Source organism: Desulfofundulus thermosubterraneus DSM 16057 (assembly GCF_900142025.1).
Taxonomy (GTDB): domain Bacteria; phylum Bacillota; class Desulfotomaculia; order Desulfotomaculales; family Desulfovirgulaceae; genus Desulfofundulus; species Desulfofundulus thermosubterraneus.
Map to the genome: position 1 here is coordinate 1 of NZ_FQZM01000007.1, position 20092 is coordinate 20092.

The 20092-nt window shown below is 51.8% G+C and carries 16 protein-coding genes; 8 read left to right on the plus strand and 8 right to left on the minus strand.

The annotated features are described in order from the left end of the window. Positions 1 to 93: 93 nt before the first annotated feature. The 8 genes from BUA65_RS03015 to BUA65_RS18975 all read right to left on the minus strand — a co-directional run bounded on the left by BUA65_RS03015 (position 94) and on the right by BUA65_RS18975 (position 10590). Positions 94 to 1638: a class I adenylate-forming enzyme family protein gene (locus BUA65_RS03015; protein WP_072867297.1), complete on the minus strand. Its 1545-nt coding sequence runs from the start codon at positions 1636 to 1638 to the stop codon at positions 94 to 96. Between the two features lie 119 nt (positions 1639 to 1757). After that, entirely contained in the window at positions 1758 to 3068 is a 1311-nt protein-coding gene (locus tag BUA65_RS03020; RefSeq protein WP_072867298.1) for a polysaccharide deacetylase family protein, read from the minus strand. Between the two features lie 40 nt (positions 3069 to 3108). Next, positions 3109 to 4293, minus strand: coding sequence for an MFS transporter (locus BUA65_RS03025; RefSeq protein ID WP_242656217.1), 1185 nt, complete (start codon positions 4291 to 4293; stop codon positions 3109 to 3111). Between the two features lie 524 nt (positions 4294 to 4817). Next, on the minus strand, positions 4818 to 5672 hold the full coding sequence (locus tag BUA65_RS03030) for a TIGR02186 family protein (RefSeq protein ID WP_072867299.1): 855 nt from the start codon (positions 5670 to 5672) through the stop codon (positions 4818 to 4820). Then, positions 5672 to 6589, minus strand: a complete 918-nt coding sequence (locus BUA65_RS03035; protein ID WP_072867300.1) for a sulfite exporter TauE/SafE family protein — start codon at positions 6587 to 6589, stop codon at positions 5672 to 5674. The genes BUA65_RS03030 and BUA65_RS03035 overlap by 1 nt, the downstream gene beginning before the upstream one ends. Positions 6590 to 6940: 351 nt before the next feature. Continuing rightward, the gene (locus tag BUA65_RS03040) at positions 6941 to 8305 is read right to left on the minus strand and encodes a sigma-54-dependent transcriptional regulator (protein ID WP_072867301.1); all 1365 of its coding nucleotides are present in this window, start codon (positions 8303 to 8305) and stop codon (positions 6941 to 6943) included. Further along, a complete protein-coding gene (atoS, locus tag BUA65_RS03045; RefSeq protein WP_072867302.1) occupies positions 8306 to 10123 on the minus strand; it encodes a two-component system sensor histidine kinase AtoS in 1818 nt (605 codons plus the stop codon). It abuts the gene before it with no gap. Positions 10124 to 10455: 332 nt separating this feature from the next. Then, the gene (locus tag BUA65_RS18975; RefSeq protein WP_278246255.1) at positions 10456 to 10590 is read right to left on the minus strand and encodes a hypothetical protein; all 135 of its coding nucleotides are present in this window, start codon (positions 10588 to 10590) and stop codon (positions 10456 to 10458) included. Between the two features lie 192 nt (positions 10591 to 10782). Here BUA65_RS18975 and BUA65_RS03055 point away from each other — a divergent pair, with 192 nt between their 5' ends. From BUA65_RS03055 to mraZ, 8 genes are all read left to right on the plus strand, one after another. After that, entirely contained in the window at positions 10783 to 11997 is a 1215-nt protein-coding gene (locus BUA65_RS03055) for a D-alanyl-D-alanine carboxypeptidase family protein (protein ID WP_072867303.1), read from the plus strand. 87 nt (positions 11998 to 12084) lie between these two features. Continuing rightward, positions 12085 to 12534: a Fur family transcriptional regulator gene (locus BUA65_RS03060; RefSeq protein WP_072867304.1), complete on the plus strand. Its 450-nt coding sequence runs from the start codon at positions 12085 to 12087 to the stop codon at positions 12532 to 12534. Between the two features lie 347 nt (positions 12535 to 12881). Then, complete coding sequence (locus BUA65_RS03065; RefSeq protein WP_072867305.1) at positions 12882 to 13349, plus strand: DUF4912 domain-containing protein; 468 nt, start codon at positions 12882 to 12884, stop codon at positions 13347 to 13349. Between the two features lie 29 nt (positions 13350 to 13378). Next, complete coding sequence (locus BUA65_RS03070; RefSeq protein ID WP_072867306.1) at positions 13379 to 16195, plus strand: 1,4-alpha-glucan branching protein domain-containing protein; 2817 nt, start codon at positions 13379 to 13381, stop codon at positions 16193 to 16195. Positions 16196 to 16635: 440 nt separating this feature from the next. Further along, positions 16636 to 17553, plus strand: a complete 918-nt coding sequence (locus tag BUA65_RS03075) for a patatin-like phospholipase family protein (protein ID WP_072867307.1) — start codon at positions 16636 to 16638, stop codon at positions 17551 to 17553. A 92-nt stretch (positions 17554 to 17645) separates the two neighbouring features. Next, positions 17646 to 18716, plus strand: a complete 1071-nt coding sequence (locus tag BUA65_RS03080; RefSeq protein ID WP_072867308.1) for a uroporphyrinogen decarboxylase/cobalamine-independent methonine synthase family protein — start codon at positions 17646 to 17648, stop codon at positions 18714 to 18716. 2 nt (positions 18717 to 18718) lie between these two features. After that, on the plus strand, positions 18719 to 19522 hold the full coding sequence (locus tag BUA65_RS03085; RefSeq protein ID WP_072867309.1) for a histidinol-phosphatase HisJ family protein: 804 nt from the start codon (positions 18719 to 18721) through the stop codon (positions 19520 to 19522). A gap of 145 nt (positions 19523 to 19667) precedes the next feature. Continuing rightward, the gene (gene mraZ / locus BUA65_RS03090) at positions 19668 to 20090 is read left to right on the plus strand and encodes a division/cell wall cluster transcriptional repressor MraZ (RefSeq protein ID WP_072867310.1); all 423 of its coding nucleotides are present in this window, start codon (positions 19668 to 19670) and stop codon (positions 20088 to 20090) included. The last annotated feature ends 2 nt before the right edge of the window (positions 20091 to 20092 follow it).

A 20092-nucleotide genomic window follows, 5' to 3' on the forward strand; every position in this document is an offset into this window, starting at 1 on the left:
GATGAGCTTAACCGAACGCTATCAAAGTCTTCGTCAAGCTTGGTGAACCGCCGGATGCGGACCCGCATGTCCGGTGGTGTGAGAGGACGGGGGCTAGCCGCCCCCTCCTACTCGATGCATATGTTCTAACATCCTTTTTACTTCCTTCTTTAAAAGTTTTCCGGAAGTTGTTTTGGGCAAGTCTTCAATACACTGTATTTTACGGGGTACCTTGTAAGGGGCTAGCCTTTGGGCACAGAATGCCTGTATTTCCGCAGGATCAAGCCTTTCGTGGCCCCGGGGCGTGACCAGGGCCGTCACTTCTTCTCCCATCACCGGATCGGGGACACCTATAACAACGGCATCGAAAACCTGAGGATGCTGGTAGAGAACCTCTTCGACCTCCCGGGGATCGATGTTTAATCCTCCACGGATGATCACGTTCTTTTTACGGCCAACGATGAACACATAGCCATCTTTGTCTATATAGCCCAGGTCTCCCGTATGCAGCCAGCCGTTGCGGAGTACCTTTTGGGTTTCTTCTTTCTGGTTGAAGTACCCCTTCATTATGTTTGGCCCACGGACCACGATTTCTCCCACCTGACCGGTAGGTAGGGGTTGATCCTCATAATCTACAATTTTTACCTCCACGCCCGGAATGGGGGGACCGACGGAACCTGGTTTTTTGATACCAAACACGGGGTTGCAGCATACTACCGGGGAAGTTTCGGTAAGTCCGTAACCCTCCGTAATCTGCAGGCCAAACTTTTTTTCAAAGGCGTGAAAAACCTGAACGGGCAGGTGAGCGCCACCGCAAAAGGCAATTTTCCAGGAACTTAGATCAAAGTTCTCGGCCTGCGGTTCTTCCAGCAGTAACACATACATGGTAGGCGGGCCAAAGAAAAAGGTGATCTTTTCATCCTGGATGGTTTGTAAAACCGCGCGGGCCCCAGGCCATTTTTCATGGATGACCACCGTGGCCCCGGTGATCAGGGAAGCGTGTAGTACACAGGTCTGGGCTGCCGAGTGGTAGGCCGGTGCTACTAGCAGGGTCCGGTCCTGGGAGGTAAGCCTGCACAAGCGGGCAAAGGTGAAGGCGTTGCTGTAAAGATTGCCGTAGGTTAACATCACTCCCTTGGGCTTACCGGTATTTCCGGGAGTATAAAGTATTTCCGCCACGTCATCCCTTTCTCTGGGCCGGGCAGGGTCGTCGGCGGGAGGCGATACTAGTAATTCCTCATAGGAATAGGCATTTGGAATAGTTTTTGCGACATTTGTAACAATGAAGCCCCGGGGAATAGGGAGTTCACTGGCAAGTTCGGTAAATATGGAGATATTTGCCGAGTTACAAATGACAAGGGCAGGGGAAGCGTCCCGGACAATAACAGCCACTTCATGAATGGTATAAAGAGGATCTATGGGAACGGCAACGCCCCCTGCACCTATGACTGAGTAAAAGGAAACCACGAATTCGGGGCAATTTTCCAGCGCTATGAGCACCCGTTCACCAGGCGCCAGCCCTAACTTTTTTAAACCGTTGGCGAAACGGTTAACCCAGTAGTTAAGGGTGGCATAGGGTGTGCGTTGATCGTGAAAAACCAGAGCTTCGTGATCGGGGAAAAGCCGGCCGACTTCGGCTAGCCTCAGGGCCAGGTTCATTATGTTTACCTCCTTGTGTAGCCCGGAGCAAAGTAAGACGAAAGAATATTGAGCCAGCCAGTTTATTTATTTAAAAAATTCTCTTTTGATCAAACAAATTCCTGCCGCGGTTATATCTTTTATTTTGTGTCATGTTTCCGCCGGCCGGGGTCACTTTCTGTTACCCGTAAATAACGGCGGAGCAGTTCTTCCCTCCCCATAGCCACGATTTTCGGGGAAAGCTTTTCCTTATGGCGGCGTAGGTGTAACCGGCCATCGGAGTGATAAAGGCTCAGAAGCCAGCCTTGATACCAGGTGGCCAGGCTTTTCATGATAGCCGGAGGCTCACTGACGGTAAAACCTAGTCGTTCCGTTCCCCGGTAAAGCATCGTTAACCCAACTACAGCCCGGATATTTTTCCCCTGGGGTGTACTTTGCACCCAACGGGCAAGGGCGGGAAGGGAACGCTTTACTTGTTTTAAAGTAAGCAGGGCAATCCTTTCCGGGCTTTTCCCGGTGCGAGTGATTTCTTTGAGCATTTCATTGTTCAGGTGAAGTTCAGCAATGAGGTCCCGGGGTTGTAAAACTGTCCCATCGGATAGAGCCAGAGGCTTGCCGCGATAACGCTTGATCCGGAGACGAAAGAGGGTAGGGCGGCCTTCAAAGTACAGCTCCTTTATACCGAATAATCGTATAAGAAAAGAGTCCATCCTTTGCCCCAGGCGGCTCCAGAAATTTTCCTGGGGTAAATACAGTTCTGCTAGCGGGGCGACGGAGAGCCCTTGTTTTTGTAGTCCTTCTATAATTAAGGGCAGTGCTGCCAGCATTTTTGCAGGTGCTCCCGGAGTTGCCCCCGGAGTATCATCGCTATCGTGGAAAACAAGGATTGAACCCTCTCGCACACGGGAAAGAACCTGGCGGGTTATGGATTCGGGGGTGCACCGGCGTCCCCAGTCCCAGCTCATAAAAGACCATAATACCACCCGCTGGCCAAACAGGTAACTGTGGAGCAGTGAGAAAAGGTTAAATAAACCCCAGGGCGGCCGGTACAAACGCGGCGGCTGGCCGGTGATTTCCGCGATTACCCGGCTAGCTTCCCTTACCTCCCTGATCATAGCCCGGGGCCCTAAAAACCAGGGAAAATGATGGTGATAACCGTGGCTGGCCACTTCGTGCCCTTCGGCAGTCATTCTGGTGATCAATTCCGGATGTGCTTTGGCCTTGTGACCGAGTACAAAAAAGCATGCCCGTACCTTATATTGCTTTAAGATGTCTAAAACCTGGGGAGTATAGACGGGATCGGGGCCGTCATCAAAGGTAATGGCTACCAGCTTCCCGCTCCGGGGTCCCTGCCAGATGACCCCGATATGGCAAAGGCGAGCCAGGGCGGTGGGTAAGAAGGCATATATCCCCAAGAGAAAAGTGATTATTTTAAACAGAGATTGCGTCATGCTCTTCTCTCCAGCAAAAGAAAGTCTTGAGAAAATAATGTTATTTAACGAGAAATTTTTCCATGGGATAAAAGGTATAAAAGATAGCTACGGTTATAAGGAGCAGCGTCGCTAGCATGATAGGAGCAGTGATACCTCCGTACCTGGCCATCAGGCTGCCCAGGGCCGGACCGATGGCTGCTCCTAAACCCTCAACGGTAGCAAAAACACCCCATCCCGTAGCTTGTCGCTCCGGGGGGATAACCCTGGCCAGCAAGGTGTTCCAGGCTGGCAGGATTATGGCATAGGAAAAACCAAGCAAGATAGCCAGGGGAAAGGCACTTTGGGGGCCGTGGCTGGCGGCAAGTAAACCCAGACAAAGGGCGCTTAACCCAAATCCGGCGGCTAAAAGGCTATTCAGGGCTAGACGGCCCAATACCATTCCCATCGGAAGGAGGCCAAGCACGGCGGTTCCTCCACCTGCTAGAAGCAACAGGCCGTACTGGTTATAACTTAAACCCAGCTGATTTTGCGCAAAAAGGGGCAGTACGGGTAACAACAGACCTGCGCACAAGGTTTGCAAAAACATTCCCGGGATTAAGATCCGTGTTACTGCCGGATTGGTTGCCAGTCGGGCAAGGGAAAGAAAAAAACCCTGCCTTGTTTGCTTTTCGCGGCGAGCCCTAGAAGGTAAAATAAACAGGGTAAGAACTACGGAAACCAGCCACAGGATGATGATCGTGGAAAAGGCCAGCTCAAACCCCCTGTGTAAGATGAAATTTACGGCTACCAGCCCGGTGCCGGCTCCGGCCAACCATGCGGCAAAAACCAGACCGATGCGGCTGGTCCGTGCGGGCATCTCTACCGGGGCCACCTCACTCATTACTCCCAGCCAGACAGGGGACATGCCCAGGCCAAAAAGGGCTGAGGCACCCACTAGAATAACGGGCAAAGGCCACAGTTTCATGGCCATCAGGGAGGCCAGGCCGGTAATTAGACCAATCAGCAACACCGGCCTGCCCGTACGGTCGAAATGCCAGCCTGCGGCAGTTTTGGAGGCAGTTTCGGTAAAATAATGGGCGGAAACCGCAAAACCAGCTGCAGTTATGGACAGGCCCAGGTGCTTAACGGCATAAATGGGGAGGAAGGAAAGGAAAAAGGCCCCTCTGGCAAATTCCGTCATAAAGAGAATGGCAAGCAATATCCATTCCTGGCGGGTAAGGTTTGTCGGCAGCAACAGCCACATAGCCCCCTGAGTCGAGGTTTTTTTCATTTAATAATTATACCGTAGAATAACAAGCACTACAAGGAATCCCAAAAATCAGGGGTCCTGCAGCTTTCTTAATTTCCTTAGCTGCTGCACAGGTGTCGGGCATCCTCACGATAATTTCCATTTTCTGCTTTGCTCTGGAACGTACCTGGGAAAAACCATTGGAGGAGTTTCCACATTGAAAACAGCATCGAAGCTGGCTACGAGGGGAAAAGTTCGAAATGCGTTACTTGCTCTTCATAGGCTTTTGGCCGCTTGTGCAGAAAATTTGCTCCAGTGAGTGCTGGGCTGAGGTTAGCGAACCGGCAGCGCGAATCGCGCTGGTAACAATATCGAGAGAATGATTGAGCTGCTCATGCTATAACTATCCATGAGGAAAAATTCCGGCGCATATGCAGTGCTGCCAGGTTCGTTCCGGGGTAAGCCGATGTTTCGTCTGGCCCGTAGCACGGAGCGACGGGGGACGACCGCCGCTCCGGGTAGAACTTGACAACCCGCTCTCAGTGGATTTCTGTGGAGACTTCCCTCCTTTCTGCCGGTAATTTCCCTGACAGCCTGCTCATCAACACAGCAAAGCGTTTTTCCAAGAAGTGAAATAAGAAGTTGATTATCAGGCCGGCAGCCAGGGCAATTAAAACTGCATACGTGCCATAAAGCAGGCCTTTGGTTTGTGCTGTAGTCCGCTCCCAGCGGACCATTCCCACCGGGCAAATATCAAGGGTGCTCCTGGAGGTACCCACGATCTGGCCGTTTTTCACTGCGTAGGCGATAATAGCTGTTTTACCCTGTGTTGCCGAGCCGGGCAGTGTGACGGTAAGGTGAAACTGCCTGCCTTCCCGCTGGATGGCATTTTCCTTAACCCGATACAGCCCACTTTTCTCGTACATGTTGAACAGAGCATCCAGATAATCTTTTCCTTGTAGACCTGTAAGCGTACGGGTATGATTGCCGGCAGTCTCTTTGATGATGGCTTTGTCCCGGACTGCCTGGAAGTCTGAATCGATACCCATTCTTCTCTGCAGTGCAGGGCTTAATTGCTCTAACGGTGCTGAAGAATAAACCAGGTACATACCAGGTATGTTGTGGACTATGGCATGACTGACATTCATCCATAGAAATCCAAACTTGCCTTTTTTGTTTAACTTAACGTTTATTGTGGGCGAAACCAGTTTAACGTAGATATCACTATCAGGAGGGGCGATTCCTGAAATGGATACTTTCTGCCCGCTGAAATTCAGCCCTACATCAATGCGGTCAGGACTGGCGGTTACGTTCACTACCCCAGCCCAGGCAGGGATACTCAATGCTAACACTAGGGCTACGATGACCAGGCAGGTTACTGCTTTTGCCGACATTAATGCCCACCTCCCAGTACAATCAGGCTGGAGGGAGTAGCCAGCAGGTCGTAAGCCATTTTGACCATTACCCCCAGCACAATCACGGAAAAAACGATGCGCAGTTGCTCTGCTTTTAACCTGCGACCAATACGTGCTCCCAACTGGGCGCCGGCGGCTGACCCCAGAAGTAGCAGTAGAGCCAGGACGACATCCACCGTTCTATTTACTACGGCCTGGACCAGGGTAACATTGGCGGCAGTAAATAGCACCGTAAACAGACTGGTGCCCACGGCCTTTAATGTTGGAATGCCCAGGATGTAGATCATCACCGGGAGCATGATAAACCCGCCGCCGACGCCCATTAAAGCTGCCAGTACTCCAATCAGAAAACCCAGGCCGAACAGTGAGATCATGGAACATTCAATTCCGGAAACTGGGAAATATGCTTTCAGGGGGAGGCGGTTGAGCAGGGACGACTCCCGGGATTTGTTAACCTGCGGTTGGGGGGCAGTTCCTTTTTTTCGCAGGGCGTTAAGGCTTTCCATGAACATGAAGCTGCCTATGATCAGGAGCATGATTACATAAATGATTTTTAGAGTAAATTCGAAATTTCCCAACTGTCTTAAAAGGCGAACCAATGCCGTGCCGGCGGTGCCGCCTGCAAGTCCTCCGGCAACCATGATCAGTCCTAGTTTAAAATCGACGTTGCCAGCCTGCAGGTGGGCGCAGGTTCCCGAAATGGAGGCAGCCACAATCTGGTTGGTGTCGCTGGCTGCAGCCACTGCCGGTGGTATGCCGGCCATCATTAATAGGGGAGTTAGCAAAAAACCTCCGCCTACTCCGAACAGGCCGGATAAAAGGCCGACCAGGCCGCCCAGCCCCAGCACCAGGAAAATGCTCATTTGTACGCCGGCGATGGGCAAAAAAATGCTCATTTTTTCTCCCCCCTAATGCGGAAGAATAAAGGCAAGTTCCGAACGTTCTTGTAAGCGCATTCACTAAAAGGGTGAAAACAAAATGCCTCCCGGTATGCACCCCCCTCTCTTTTGTTCCTTGTCGCACATTTAAAAGAGCAATGACGGTGCCAGATCAGATATAACCGGTTGCCGGGCAAACATGCGGAAAAATCAAGGCCGGAGGGCTGTATTCTACCATCCGGCCGGTCATGGCGCGGGCAATTTTTGCCCACTGGTGGGCAGAAATTGCCCGCCACGTTTTTTGAAAGTGTCACTTTAGCTCAGAAAATAACTTGCTAGTATTTGTTTTTGTGATTCTCTTCACGGGGTTCAGGATAATAGACCGTGCTCCTTCATTTTGGCATACAAAGATCGCCGGTTTAAACCGAGAGCCCGCGCAGTGGCGGTCCGGTTCCAGTTGTGTTCCTGCAGGGTCTTTAAAATTACCTGCCGCTCCACATCGGCTACGATTTCCTTTAAGGTCATGCCCGGCTTGATGAAATTTTCTTTGATTGCGTGTTGAGGAAATCGTAGCGAGTGGGGTAAGTCTTCCGGCAGAATCACAGGTCCTCTCGTTAGCACTACTGCCTGTTCACAAACATTTCTTAACTCCCGCACATTTCCCGGCCAGCCATATTGCATTAACAGGGCCATAGCCTCGGGAGAGAAATCTGTCACGCTTTTGTTCTGCTCCCGGCTGTACTTTTGCAAAAAGGCCCGGGCCAGCACCGGAACGTCTTCCATCCTTTCCCTTAAAGGGGGAAGCCAGATGGTCACAACCTTCAGGCGAAAGTAGAGATCTTCCCGGAAGGTTCCTTCCTGAACGCAATGTTCCAGATCCTTGTTGGTGGCTGCCAGTATCCGTACATCCACCCGGATGATTTCCGTGCCTCCAACCCGTTCAAATTCCTTTTCCTGCAATACCCGCAACAACTTGGCCTGGGTGGCCAGGCTCAGTTCCCCGATTTCATCTAAGAAGATGGTTCCCCTGTGGGCCAGTTCGAATTTGCCGGGTTTCCTGGCCCCGGCTCCAGTAAAGGCACCTTTTTCGTGGCCGAAGAGTTCGCTTTCCATCAAGTTTTCCGGTATGGCGGCACAATTTATTTTAATGAAAGGGCCGTCCCGCCGGCTGCTGTTGTTATGAATGGCCCGGGCCACCAGTTCCTTGCCCGTTCCGCTTTCTCCTTGAATGAGCACCGTGACGTTGCTTGCCGCCACCCGGCCGATGTTTTTGTAAACTGCCTGCATGGCCGGCGACTGTCCAATCATGGTTTCCATGGAGAGGGGTTCCGGCGTGCGGCCTTCCCGCAAGGCTTCTACTTCCATGGCCAGCTGTCTCATGGTTACGGCCTTTTTTACCGTCAGGACCAGCTCGTCCAGGTTAAAGGGCTTGATGATATAGTCAAAGGCACCGGCTTTCATGGCCTGAATGGCCATTTCGGTAGTGCCGAAGGCAGTCATCAGGATTACCGGCAGGCGGTTGTCCTGTTGCTGAATCCGGTCCATTACCTGCATGCCGTCCAGTTCTGGCATGCGGATGTCCAGCAAGACGGCATCGGGTGGGTTCTGGCTAATTAATTCTAATGCTCGCGGGCCATCCTGGGCTGTCTGGACGCGGTATCCGGCATCTTCCAGCACTTCAGTTAAAAATTCGCAGACACTTTCTTCGTCGTCTACCACCAGCACCAGTGCCATTTATCCTTCCTCCTTTGCCACGGGAATGTAAATTTTGCAGGTAGTGCCCTGTCCGAGCTGGCTTTCCAGCTCTATTTCCCCGCCATGGGCACGAATTATTTCATAGGCAATGGCCAACCCCAAACCCACTCCCCTGGGCTTTGTGGTAAAAAAGGGGTCAAACAGGTGGGGCATGATTTCCGGTGGTATGCCCCGACCCGAGTCCTTTACCTTTACTAAAACCATATTTTTTTCTGCCTCAAGTTCTGTGGAAACGATAATTGTTCCCCTGCCGGACATAGCCTGAGCGGCGTTGTACAGGACGTTGTAGAGGACCTGTTCCATTTGGCTTGGGTCCATCCAGGCCGGTGGAAGATCTCCGGTTAATTCTCTTTTGATTTCAACCTCTGAATTATGAGCATCCTGGAAAAACTGGGCTACCCGGTTGACCAGCAGGTTGACGTCGTGGATACCGAAAACGGCCTGGGCTGGCCTGGCAAAATGCAGCAGCTTATCTACAATGGTGTTTAACCGGTTGATTTCCCGCTGGATGATAGAAAGCGAGCGAGGAGAGGGGGTGGGATTTTTCTGCCAGAATTGAATATAGCCGCTGATAGATGTTAAAGGATTGCGGATTTCATGCGCCACACCGGCCACCAGCTTGCCCAGGGAGGCCAGCCGTTCCTGGCGCCGGATTTGTTCTTCCAGGTGCACCCTGTCGGTGATATCCCGGCAGGTCAACACCACTCCTATGATCTCCCGGCGGATGTTGGTCATCAGGTTGGTGCTAATCAAAAGGTGCAGCGTCTTCCCTTCGCTGGCAGGGTGCAGCACTTCCTGGTCTTTTACCAGCCGGTGCTCATGCAATGCGGTTGTCAGGTAATTATAAAAGGGGGAATCCGGTGGGAAGGTTTCTTCCAGGGGCTTATCCAGGCAGTCTTCCGGCAGGCCGAGTATGCGTTTTGCCGCGGCATTGACCCCAATGAGCACTGCACGCAGGTCTACGGCCAGGATGCCGTCGTCAATGCTGGCCAGGATAATTTCATTGTAATTTTGTACGTTTACCAGTTTGGTGGCCAGGTGGTTGATGGCTTCGGTAATCTCTCCCAGTTCACCGGTGGCAGGAGGCAGAACATAGGTGAGGTCTGTTTCCAGCAACTGGACCCCTGTTTTGACCTGGTTTACAGCTGCCACCAGATTACGGATGAGGGCAAAGGTACCTCCCAGTCCAACCAGCAAGCCTACGGCAATAACCAGGTAAGCGTCCCGCTGCACCCGGTCTACCCGCCGGTAGAGTGCGGAGAGATTTTCCGTGGCCCAGACGGCACCGATGACTTTCCCATGGCGCATCAGGGGCCGGTACATCTCCAGTTGTCCCCCCTCGGAAAGGCCCAGGGTTTCCACTACCGGTTTACTGGTGCTGATGGTTTCGTCAAAGGCCCGCTTGCGCCGCTTTGAGAAATTTTCGCCGTAACTGTTTTCATCGCCGTCCAGAATAACATCCAGGTCGCGGGAATAGAATCCCAGTTCCAGTTCCGGGTAGTTCTCCTTTATTTTTACAATCAGCGGTTTTAGTTGCCGGTTTAGTAATTTAACTTTATCCCGGCGGGGGGCCTGGGCAGCATTCGCTCTGGTTAAAAGGTCGTCAAAGGATGCGGTCAAGCTGGCATCCAGAAGCTCCATGGCTTTAGCTATTTTTTTCTTCTGGCTTTCTATCATGCTTAACTGGGTATTGTGTATGACGTTTAACATATATCCTGCCAGCACAATGGGTAAAACCAGAAGCAGGGCAATTAGAACCAAGATCTGGTTTTTAAACCCCCTTTTTTGAAAAATCATGATGCATCCCCCGCTTTTAAGCATACTATCTTATTGCGTAGGCTTCAATACCCTGCAGAGTTTACGGGGGCATGCTTTTCAGGCAAGATATTATGAAAGGCGGCCGTCTCCGCAGCGAAGGAAAAGAAAGAAGGCTGCCGGATATGGTTGGAAGTGTGGGGGCGCCTGAAACGCTTTTCGCCGGAGATGAAGTCCATCCGTGATGCGGAAAAGGTCTTTTTAGGGCTGCAGAACCTTTATAAACTGGTGCCAGGATCTGGAGATAGAGCTGGGAAACGCGGGGCAAAAAGTTGGGCGGGAAAATTTCCCACCCTTGCAAAAATAGCTTTATTTTATGATTCACGGGTGAAGGCTAAAAGAATTATTTCTTTGCCCTGCCGTCCGGCATTTAATTTTTTCTCTACTTCCTGTAGCTGGCTGAGCTGGATGTCGTTCAGGTCGGCAAATTCCATTCCTCGAATGTCCATCTTCTTCCTCTTGAACCCTCCTTTCTTGAAGTGTATTTTTATTATGTCCCTCTGTGCAAAACTTAGATTGTACTTTCTGTTGAAATGGCCTTGAAATTTGAATATAATAAAGTCGCTCTCGTTGTTTTTTTTGCACCAACCTTTATTTTTTTAAAAGTTGTACATTTAGGGAACATCGTACGGGGGTAGACCATGCGGCGCTTGTGGACAACCTTTTTTTGTTGCTTTTTGTTTTTATTTTCCCAAGCTGCCCAAGCAGCGTCACTACCGCAAACATTAGGGGAAGCGGCTTTACTGATGGACGCGCGGAACGGGCAGGTTCTATACCAGAAAAATGCCAGTTCACCCATGTATCCGGCTAGTACTACTAAGATTCTCACGGCCATTATAGCCCTGGAACATTCCCGCCTGGATGAAGTGGTTACTGTTTCCCGGGAAGCCGCCCGGGTTGAGGGATCTGCCATCGGCTTGCAGGAAGGCGAGAGGCTCACCATGGAGGATCTACTGTATGCACTGTTGCTGGCTTCAGCCAATGATGCGGCTATAGCCATTGCCGAACATGTAGCCGGTTCAGTCCCTGCTTTTGCTGCTCTAATGAATGAAAAGGCGCGCTTAATCGGAGCCCGGGCAAGTAGTTTCCAGAATCCCAGCGGTCTACCCGACCCCCAGCATTATACTACTGCCTACGACTTGGCCCTGATTGCCCGGTATGCCATGCAAAATCCTACCTTCAGAACCATTGTGTCCACCCGTTTGAAGCAGATCCGGCGGCCGGATGCGGACAGAAGTAAAGGACCTCCCCAGGAGCACCTTTGGAATCACAACCGGCTTCTTTCCCTTTACGAAGGGGCCATCGGGGTTAAGACCGGTTATACCGTTGAGGCGGGGCAATGCTTGGTGGCCGCCGCCCAACGCGATAACCGGGAATTAATTGCCGTGATCTTGAACAGTCAGGGGGCCGCTGTTTACAGTGATGCCCGGGCCCTGCTTGACTATGGCTTTTCCGCCTTTGAACCTGTTAAGTTGGTGGAAAAGGGGGAGAAGGTGTCTTCCTTTTCTGTGCCCGGTGGTGCTGAAGAAGTTGAGGCCATTACCGGAAATAGTTTTTATATTAATTTTCCCTTCGGTGAAAAGCCATCCTTTGAGCGGAAAATCGTTATGCGCCACGATCTACGGGCACCTCTGTCCACAGGGCAAAAGGTGGGGGAACTGGTTTTTATCCAAGCTGGGGGTGAGGAGCTAGGAAGGGTGGAGTTGTTATCAGCCCGGGCCGTAGAGATTAGTGCAACCAGGCGTTGGTCTACTTGGCTTCTGGGTACGATTGTGTTTATTGTGGCTTTGCGATTAAGAACCATTATGGTACGCCGCCGGCGCCGGCGGCTGCGCTACCCGCCATATTTACGCTAAGCTAGTTTTCTTTCAAAGCTGCCATTGACTTTTTTCTGTATGTTCATTATACTTACACAAAGGGCTTAATGGCGGGGTGAGCTCCGGATGCAAAGAGTCATTAACGAGGTGGAGGAAAAACTCCGGGCCGGCGATTCTAAACTTACGCCGCGCCGGGAGCATATCCTGCGCGTGCTCTTGGAAAATAAAGACAAACATTTAAGTGCGGAGGAGATTTATAATCTGGTTAAACAAAAAGCTCCCGACGTGGGACTGGCCACAGTTTACCGTACTTTAGAACTCTTTTTGGATTTTGATATTATCCACAGCATTGATTTCGGCGACGGACGCAAACGCTATGAGTTTGGTGGTGAGCGGGGAGAAGGACACCATCACCATCATCTCGTTTGTACCAGTTGCGGAAAAATTATAGAGGTTAATGAAGATTTATTGGAGGATCTAGAGAAACAGGTTACGGAAGCCTATAACTTTACCATTACCGACCACGAGTTAAAATTTTTTGGATATTGTAAGGAATGTGCAGTAAAGGAGGATTAAGAGTTTGCAAAAAGAACTTTTTTCGCAGGAGCGTGAAAAATTTCACAATCAAAGTGGCTATTAGCAACAGCTACCATAAGGTTAATTACTAGTGTTCACAGGCCTTGGATTGTGTACTATGATGTATGTAACGAACATTTTTCAATATTAAAGAGAGGGGTGTACGTATATAAAAAGTCTCCGGCAAAGACTGTTTTGTGCCTACTTATGTGAAAATAGTCACATATCAAAAGAGCATTTGTAAATTTCACATTAAAGTTGACTTGAGATGGTTGTATTGGTACAAGCTGGTGGAGTATGATAGTGATACCGGACTTTTCCCAGATACACGAGGGGGGTATTTAAGCATGGAACTGCCGCGGCACTACAATGAAAACAGGCTGGTTTTGATGGTACAGGAACCCACTATCATTTTCAGTTACTGGGAATTGTCCCGGGGGCAGTGGGAGTCCCTGGGAGATGAGCGTTTTTTAGTTTTACGGCTTTATACTACCGGGTCGAACCGGGTGAGTACCGTTTTAAAGGAAGTGTCTCTTCCCCCCTTTACTAACGACTGGTATTTTCGCAATGTGCTCCCTGAGCATACTTACCACGCCGAACTTGGTTATTACGGGCCGGAGGGAGAGTTTTATCCACTGCTTCGTTCCAATAAGGTCGTTACGCCCCGTACCCGGCCAGTGGAGGGAATGGTTCGGTTTTTGAAAGTTAAGACTGTTATTCTGGATACTACAAACAAAGACACCGCAGAAGAACAAGGTGATAGCAATGCTTTTTGGGGAGGATACAGTTCAATGGATTTAGTGCATAGGAGCTAACTTACTAACTGGAAAGGGGTAACATCGCAATGCCCGAAGGCTACCTGGCGCTAGTGCTGCACGCCCATTTACCCTTTGTAAAGCATCCGGAGATGCCCGAGTGCCTGGAAGAACGCTGGTTCTTTGAGGCTCTAACCGAGTGCTACATTCCCCTGCTGGAAGTGCTGCAAGGGTTGGTCCGGGACGGAGTATCCTTTCAGCTAACCATATCCCTTTCTCCGCCCCTTTTAGCTATGCTTGCCGATCCATTGCTTCAAAAACGTTACCTAAACCACCTGGAGGCAATGATCCAGTTGGGGGAGGCGGAGTGCCGGCGTACCGCGGGAGACGCCAGTCTGCACCCGCTGGCCTTGATGTATCTGGAAAAGTTAAATGACGTCCAAAGGGCATATACAAATAAATACCAAGGCGATCTGATTGGCGCCTTCCGGACCTTGCAGAAGTCAGGAAAAGTGGAGCTAATTACCACTTGCGCCACCCATGGATATTTACCGCTAATGCAGACCAGGGAGGCCAGAAGGGCACAAATTGGTGTGGGAGTGGAGTTTTTTGCGCGGCATTTCGGCGGGCCTCCCGATGGGTTCTGGTTGCCGGAATGCGGATATACACCTGGCGTGGAGGAGTTGCTTAAAGAATTCGGTATTAGTTATTTCTTTGTTGAGACTCACGGGTTATTGTACGCGGATCCCGTTCCCCGCTACGGTGTTTTTGCCCCGGCCAGTTGTGCCAACGGAGTGGCCGTTTTTGGACGAGACCCGGAGAGTTCCCGTCAGGTTTGGGACAGGCAAACGGGTTATCCCGGCGACTTTTTCTACAGGGAGTTTTACCGGGATATTGGTTATGACCTGGATCTGGACTATTTGCGTCCCTATCTGCCGGCGGGTACTATCCGGGTGGATACCGGGTTTAAGTATTACCGTATTACCGGCCCGGGCCCCCATAAAGAACCTTACCGTCCAGAGCTAGCCCGGGAACGGGCAGCGGAGCATGCCGCTCACTTTCTTTTCAGTCGGCAACAGCAGGTGCTTCGTCACGGGGCAAAGATGGACCGCCCCCCGCTGGTAGTTGCTCCTTATGACGCGGAGTTGTTTGGTCACTGGTGGTATGAAGGTCCTCAATGGATAGACTTGCTTTGCCGCAAAATTTGCTTCGATCAGGATGTTATCCAGATGATTACTCCCGGCCGGTACCTGTCCCTGCACCCCGATTTGCAGGTGGTGGATCTGCCCATGAGCAGCTGGGGGAAAGGGGGTTACAACCATGTCTGGCTGAATCCCAGCAATGACTGGATTTACCGCCACCTCCACCGGGCCGAGGCCGCCATGGCAGACCTGGCCGACTTGCATCCGGACGCTGCCGGGGTGAAAAAGAGGGCCTTAAATCAGGCTGCCCGGGAATTGCTTTTAGCCCAAAGCAGTGACTGGGCCTTTATCCTTAGAATGGAAACCGCCGTGGACTATGCCCGGAAAAGATTCACCGAGCATATTGGCAGGTTTAACCTCCTGGCGGAGCAATTGGAAAATGGGTATATTGACGAGGCGGTGCTCCAGGAAATGGAATACAGGGACAACATTTTTTCCCAGCTGGACTACCGCATTTACAGCCGCCACCGGCGATACAACGGCATCTGCGTGGGGACCAGGTCACCTTTGCGTATCTTAATGCTATCCTGGGAATATCCACCTGCTACTGTGGGTGGCCTAGCCCGGCATGTTTACGATCTTTCCCGTGCCCTGGTCCGCCTGGGGGACGAAGTGCATGTCATTACCTGTCCCGTGCCGGGGGAAAAAGCTTACTCCCTCCAACAGGGAGTCCACGTGCACCGGCTCCTGCCGGAGCAGCTTAACGCCAAGGATTTTTTGACTTGGGTTGGACAGTTAAACAGGGGCATGATCGAGCTCGCCGGTCAAGTCATCGCCGACTGGGGGGCGCCGCACCTGGTCCATGCCCATGACTGGATGGTGGGGGCGGCCGGTGAACACCTGCATGAACAGTACGGGTTTCCCCTGGTAGCCACCATCCATGCCACGGAGTACGGGCGGAACAGGGGCATCCGTACCGGCTTGCAGCGCCGTATCCACGAAAAGGAATACCAGCTCACCCAGAGGGCTGCTCTGGTTATCTGTTGCAGCAATTACATGGCCGAGGAAATAAGTCGTCTTTTTGAGCTGGATCGGGAAAAGGTAAAGGTAATTCCCAACGGGGTGGATCCGGCCAATTTAACCGATGGGAGGACGTTAGAACCGGATTGCAAAGACCTGTATCACCGGGACCCGAACATCGTGTTCCTGGGCCGTCTGGTGCCTGAAAAGGGAGTGCAGGTGCTCCTAGAGGCTCTGGCATCCATTTCGGGGCGGGTTAAAGGTACCCGGTTGCTGGTGGCCGGCCGGGGCCCCTACGAGGAATATTTGAAGGGTCGTGTTGAGGAACTGGGGCTGTCACCGAAGGTGCAGTTTGTGGGTTTTGTGGATGATCTGGGGCGTAACCGCCTTTTGGAAATGGCCCGGGTAGCGGTCTTCCCCAGCCTTTACGAGCCCTTTGGGATCGTGGCTCTAGAGGCTATGGCTGCCAGGGTTCCGGTAGTGGTTGCCGACACCGGTGGATTGGGTGAAATTGTAGAGCATGGGGTAGATGGTTACAAGGCGCCGCCGGGTAGACCGGACATGCTGGCCCATTATATCACCCAGCTGCTCTTTTATCCTGAACTGGCCGTTGAAATGTGCCGGCGTGCCTGGCGTAAGGTTATTACCATTTACGATTGGCAATACATTGCCGAAGAAACACACCAGACTTATTGCCGGGCCGTAGCAAGACCGGTTGCCTCTCTTTGGCGTAGAGGCCTATAGCCAGCGGTAAGTTGTTCCTTAGCATCAAAAAATACCCGTAACCTCTTGTTATCTGGAACCATTTGGCCAATGCCATAATATGATAATTAAAAAACAAGGGGTGTCGGGTTTCGATGAAGCTAGAAGGGATATTTACAGATTGGCTACAGTCTTTTCCAATCAATAAAATTAGCCCGTGGTGGATCGTCGGCGGGGTATTCCTGCTGGTGCTTGTACTCATTGCGGTTATTGTAATAGTGGTGATCTAGATTTAAAGATGCCGGTTCTGTTACGCGGAACCGGTTTTTAATTCATTAAGAGAGAGGAGGCATGAAAGGAGCGACAAAATTTAGTAAAAGGCAGCCGGTTCTTTGGTTAGAAGGAGAGAAACATCAGGAACCGCCGGGTATCTTTCCTCATACCATGAAAATAGCATGATTGATCCTCCAGGAGGGATAGTCATGGGGGGCGGGGTTAAGCTGGGACTGGCTTTGGGTGGCGGCTTTTTGCGGGGTATAGCCCATGTTGGTGTGTTGAAAGTGTTGGCTGTCGAGGGGATTGAACCGCACCTGGTAGCAGGAACCAGTGCTGGCAGCATAGTTGCCGCGCTTTACTGCAGCGGTTGGAGCATCCGGGAAATGGAAAAGCTGGCCCTGGAAGTAAATCCCCAGGATATTTACGATCTGGGGCCTATGTTTGTTAACCTGGGAGCCATGGCCGTTAAGGTTCTCATCGATTTATTTCATTTGCCCGTACCCTTTCCTTCTCCCCTGGGGTTAATGTCGGGTTGCAAGCTGGAAAGTTGGGTGGAACGCCTGGTGGAGCGGAAAACCTTCCGCCAGCTGAGGAAGTTGCTCGCCATTACTTCAGTGGATATTCACACCGGACACCGTATTATTTTCGTCAGTGAAGATGTCAACTACAGCCCTCCACCCGAGGATATTTATTTTATCCGCGGGGTACCGGTGGCCCGGGCGGTGCGGGCCAGCTGTTCCGTTCCGGGACTATTTGAACCGAAGAAAATTGGCGACCGGCTGTTAGTCGACGGCGGTCTGCGGGAAAATGTACCGGTGGAAGTGCTTCATCTTCTTGGCGCCGATGTGGTGGTGGGAGTAGATGTGGGGTACGAAGGAGAGCACTATAAGCCAATTGAAAATATGGTCCAGTTACTCACTCAATCGCTGGATATTATCGGCAGCGAGGTTACCCGGGTTAAATTGGAAAACTATGCCGACGTAGTGATCCGCCCCGTTCTCACCGGGGTTACCCCCTGGGACTTCTCCCGCAATGCTTACTGCATTGCTCAGGGAGAAAAGGCCGCTAGAGCATCGCTCCCCGAGTTAAAACGCGTGTTGCAGGAAAAAAGAAGCCGGAGTTAGCCCCGACCTTTCTAGGGTAGGGGCTATTTTTTTACTTTGCTTTAGGATAAGGCCGGTATATAATTACCTTGTTAGAAAAGGAGGGATTTGTGATGACCTTTTCTCCCGGCGGTTTAGCTACAGGTATTGGTAGCCTGCCTTATACCGACCCGGGACAGGCCCTGCCCCTGATTAGAGAAAACATGCCCGTTATTCCCCACTGGCCCCAGCTGCCCCAAAGGGGTGGTGTCGAGGGCTTTGTGTACCAGTTTTTACAACCCCTGGTCCACTTTGAGTTGTTGCTGATGGAAAATGACGGGGCTGTGTTTGATGATGAAAACCCCCACTGGCCAGAAAAGCTCACTAACTTTTATACGGCCTACCTGGCCGTGGAAGAAAAAGACCTCACCGCCCTGGAATACTTTACCCTGCCCCGCGAGGCAGCGGCAGGTTTTTATGCCTTCATGGAAGAAATGGCCAGGGATATGGGGGAGGCCCTTTATCTCAAGGGCCACCTGGCCGGCCCCCTTACCGTTGCCTTTCAATTGAAGAACCGCCGGGGCCGGGTGGCCTATTACGAGGACCAGCTGCGGGACCTGGTGGTAAAAACCCTGGCCGCCCACGCTTACTGGCAGGCCCGTACCCTGGCCGGCCTTAACCGGACACCCATCATTTTCGTGGACGAGCCGGCCATCAGCGTCTACGGCCAGTCCACTTATATTACCGTCACCCGGGAGATGATCAAAACCGATCTCAACGCCATTTTTCACTTTATTCACCAGGCGGGCGGGTTGGCCGGGGTGCATTCCTGCGATGCCATAGACTGGTCCATCCTCTGTGAATGTGATCTGGACATTATCAATTTGGATGCCTATAACTTTGGACCATCCCTGTTTGTTTACGCCCGAGAATTAAGGGACTTCATTGAAAGAGGTGGGGTCATTGCGTGGGGTATCGTGCCCACCTCTGAAAAGGCCTTTGGTGAAGACGCGGAATCCCTGCTGTTGAGATGGAAAGAACTTATCCGGGGCCTGGTAGAGCGGGGTATCCCGGCTGAGCTGTTGCACCGCCAGTCCATGATTACCCCTGCCTGTGGCACCGGGCTTTTGGCCCCGGAACTGGCCGAGCATATTTACCGTCTCACCCGGCAAGTGTCGGAGCGGGTTAATGAGGGGGCGTTTTAATCGTGCTGCCCGACCTGCACCTGCACACCAGACGTTGCGGGCACGCCACGGGAGATATGGAGGAGTATATTGCTATGGCCCGCTACCGGGGTCTTAAACATATCGGTTTTGCCGATCATGTTCCCATGTACTGGCTGCCTCCCGGCCAGCGGGATCCGGAACTGGCCATGAGCGAGGAGGAGTTGCCCCGGTATGTTGAGTCAATCCGGAAGCTTAAGCAGAGCTGTTCCGCTCTGACCATCTATTTGGGGATAGAGTGCGATTATATACCGGGTTACGAAAACCACCTGGGTGTGCTCCTTTCCCGTTACCCCTTCGACTATGTTCTAGGTTCGGTGCACTACCTGGACGGCTGGGGTTTTGATAACCCGGACCTGGTGGAGGAATACATCCGGCGGGATGTTGATGAATTATACCGGCAGTACTTTCAACTGGTGCAGCAGGCGGCCTGCGCGGGTCTTTTTGATGCCATCGCCCACCCGGATTTAATCAAAAAGTTTGGTTACCGGGCACGCATAGACTTGCAGGAGCTTTACGAAGAGACGGCCCGGGCCTTTGCCGAGGGTGGTGTATGCGTGGAGGTCAATACGGCTGGTTTGCGCATGCCCGCCGGGGAAATTTACCCCTCTTTAGATTTCCTCAAGCTCTGCCGCCGCTACCACGTTCCGGTGACCGTGGGCTCCGATGCCCACCAACCCCACCTGGTTGCTTACGGCTGGGATCAGGCAAGGCAATGGTTGCAAGTTGCCGGCTACCGTGAGGTGGTGGTGTTCAAAGAACGGGTGCGGGAGACAATACCTCTCTAATAGTAGCCTTGACATAGCCAGAAAAAGCTGGCTATTTTTATTTTTTTCCTGTGAGCCTGCAGGAATTCATTTCTCTCTGGAGAATTTAGGGTGGTGAGATGTGGAGTGAAGTGGAATCAAAGTGGATCATAGTGGGGCATCCGGCATGTTTTTAGGCGAGTACCGGCATACCATTGATGCCAAGGGACGGTTGATTATACCAGCCCGCTTCCGCGAAGGCCTGGGCGAAAAATTCGTTTTGACCAAGGGTCTGGACGGATGCCTTTTCGCCTACCCCCCTCAAGAATGGGCGGAAATGGAAAATAAGATGCGGTCCTTACCCTTGACCAGGGCCGACGCCCGGGCCTTTGTGCGTTTTTTCTTTGCCGGTGCCTGTGAATGCGAGGTAGATAAACAGGGTAGAATACTTATTCCAGGAAACTTAAGGGAATATGCGGGTATCGAAAAGGACGTAGTGGTGATTGGTGTTTCCGCCAGGGTGGAGATCTGGTCTGCTGAGCGGTGGGAGGCCTATAACTCCCAGGCGGCCGGTCAGGTGGAAGAAATTGCGGAGAAAATTGTGCTTTGAGA

Excerpts from the sequence above, each read along its gene's own strand:
- BUA65_RS03015 (WP_072867297.1), bottom strand. The coding sequence starts at position 1,638 with ATGAACCTGGCCCTGAGGCTAGCCGAAGTCGGCCGGCTTTTCCCCGAT.
- BUA65_RS03020 (WP_072867298.1), bottom strand. The coding sequence starts at position 3,068 with ATGACGCAATCTCTGTTTAAAATAATCACTTTTCTCTTGGGGATATAT.
- BUA65_RS03025 (WP_242656217.1), bottom strand. The coding sequence starts at position 4,293 with ATGTGGCTGTTGCTGCCGACAAACCTTACCCGCCAGGAATGGATATTG.
- BUA65_RS03030 (WP_072867299.1), bottom strand. The coding sequence starts at position 5,672 with ATGTCGGCAAAAGCAGTAACCTGCCTGGTCATCGTAGCCCTAGTGTTA.
- BUA65_RS03035 (WP_072867300.1), bottom strand. The coding sequence starts at position 6,589 with ATGAGCATTTTTTTGCCCATCGCCGGCGTACAAATGAGCATTTTCCTG.
- BUA65_RS03040 (WP_072867301.1), bottom strand. The coding sequence starts at position 8,305 with ATGGCACTGGTGCTGGTGGTAGACGACGAAGAAAGTGTCTGCGAATTT.
- atoS (WP_072867302.1), bottom strand. The coding sequence starts at position 10,123 with ATGATTTTTCAAAAAAGGGGGTTTAAAAACCAGATCTTGGTTCTAATT.
- BUA65_RS18975 (WP_278246255.1), bottom strand. The coding sequence starts at position 10,590 with ATGGACATTCGAGGAATGGAATTTGCCGACCTGAACGACATCCAGCTC.
- BUA65_RS03055 (WP_072867303.1), top strand. The coding sequence starts at position 10,783 with ATGCGGCGCTTGTGGACAACCTTTTTTTGTTGCTTTTTGTTTTTATTT.
- BUA65_RS03060 (WP_072867304.1), top strand. The coding sequence starts at position 12,085 with ATGCAAAGAGTCATTAACGAGGTGGAGGAAAAACTCCGGGCCGGCGAT.
- BUA65_RS03065 (WP_072867305.1), top strand. The coding sequence starts at position 12,882 with ATGGAACTGCCGCGGCACTACAATGAAAACAGGCTGGTTTTGATGGTA.
- BUA65_RS03070 (WP_072867306.1), top strand. The coding sequence starts at position 13,379 with ATGCCCGAAGGCTACCTGGCGCTAGTGCTGCACGCCCATTTACCCTTT.
- BUA65_RS03075 (WP_072867307.1), top strand. The coding sequence starts at position 16,636 with ATGGGGGGCGGGGTTAAGCTGGGACTGGCTTTGGGTGGCGGCTTTTTG.
- BUA65_RS03080 (WP_072867308.1), top strand. The coding sequence starts at position 17,646 with ATGACCTTTTCTCCCGGCGGTTTAGCTACAGGTATTGGTAGCCTGCCT.
- mraZ (WP_072867310.1), top strand. The coding sequence starts at position 19,668 with ATGTTTTTAGGCGAGTACCGGCATACCATTGATGCCAAGGGACGGTTG.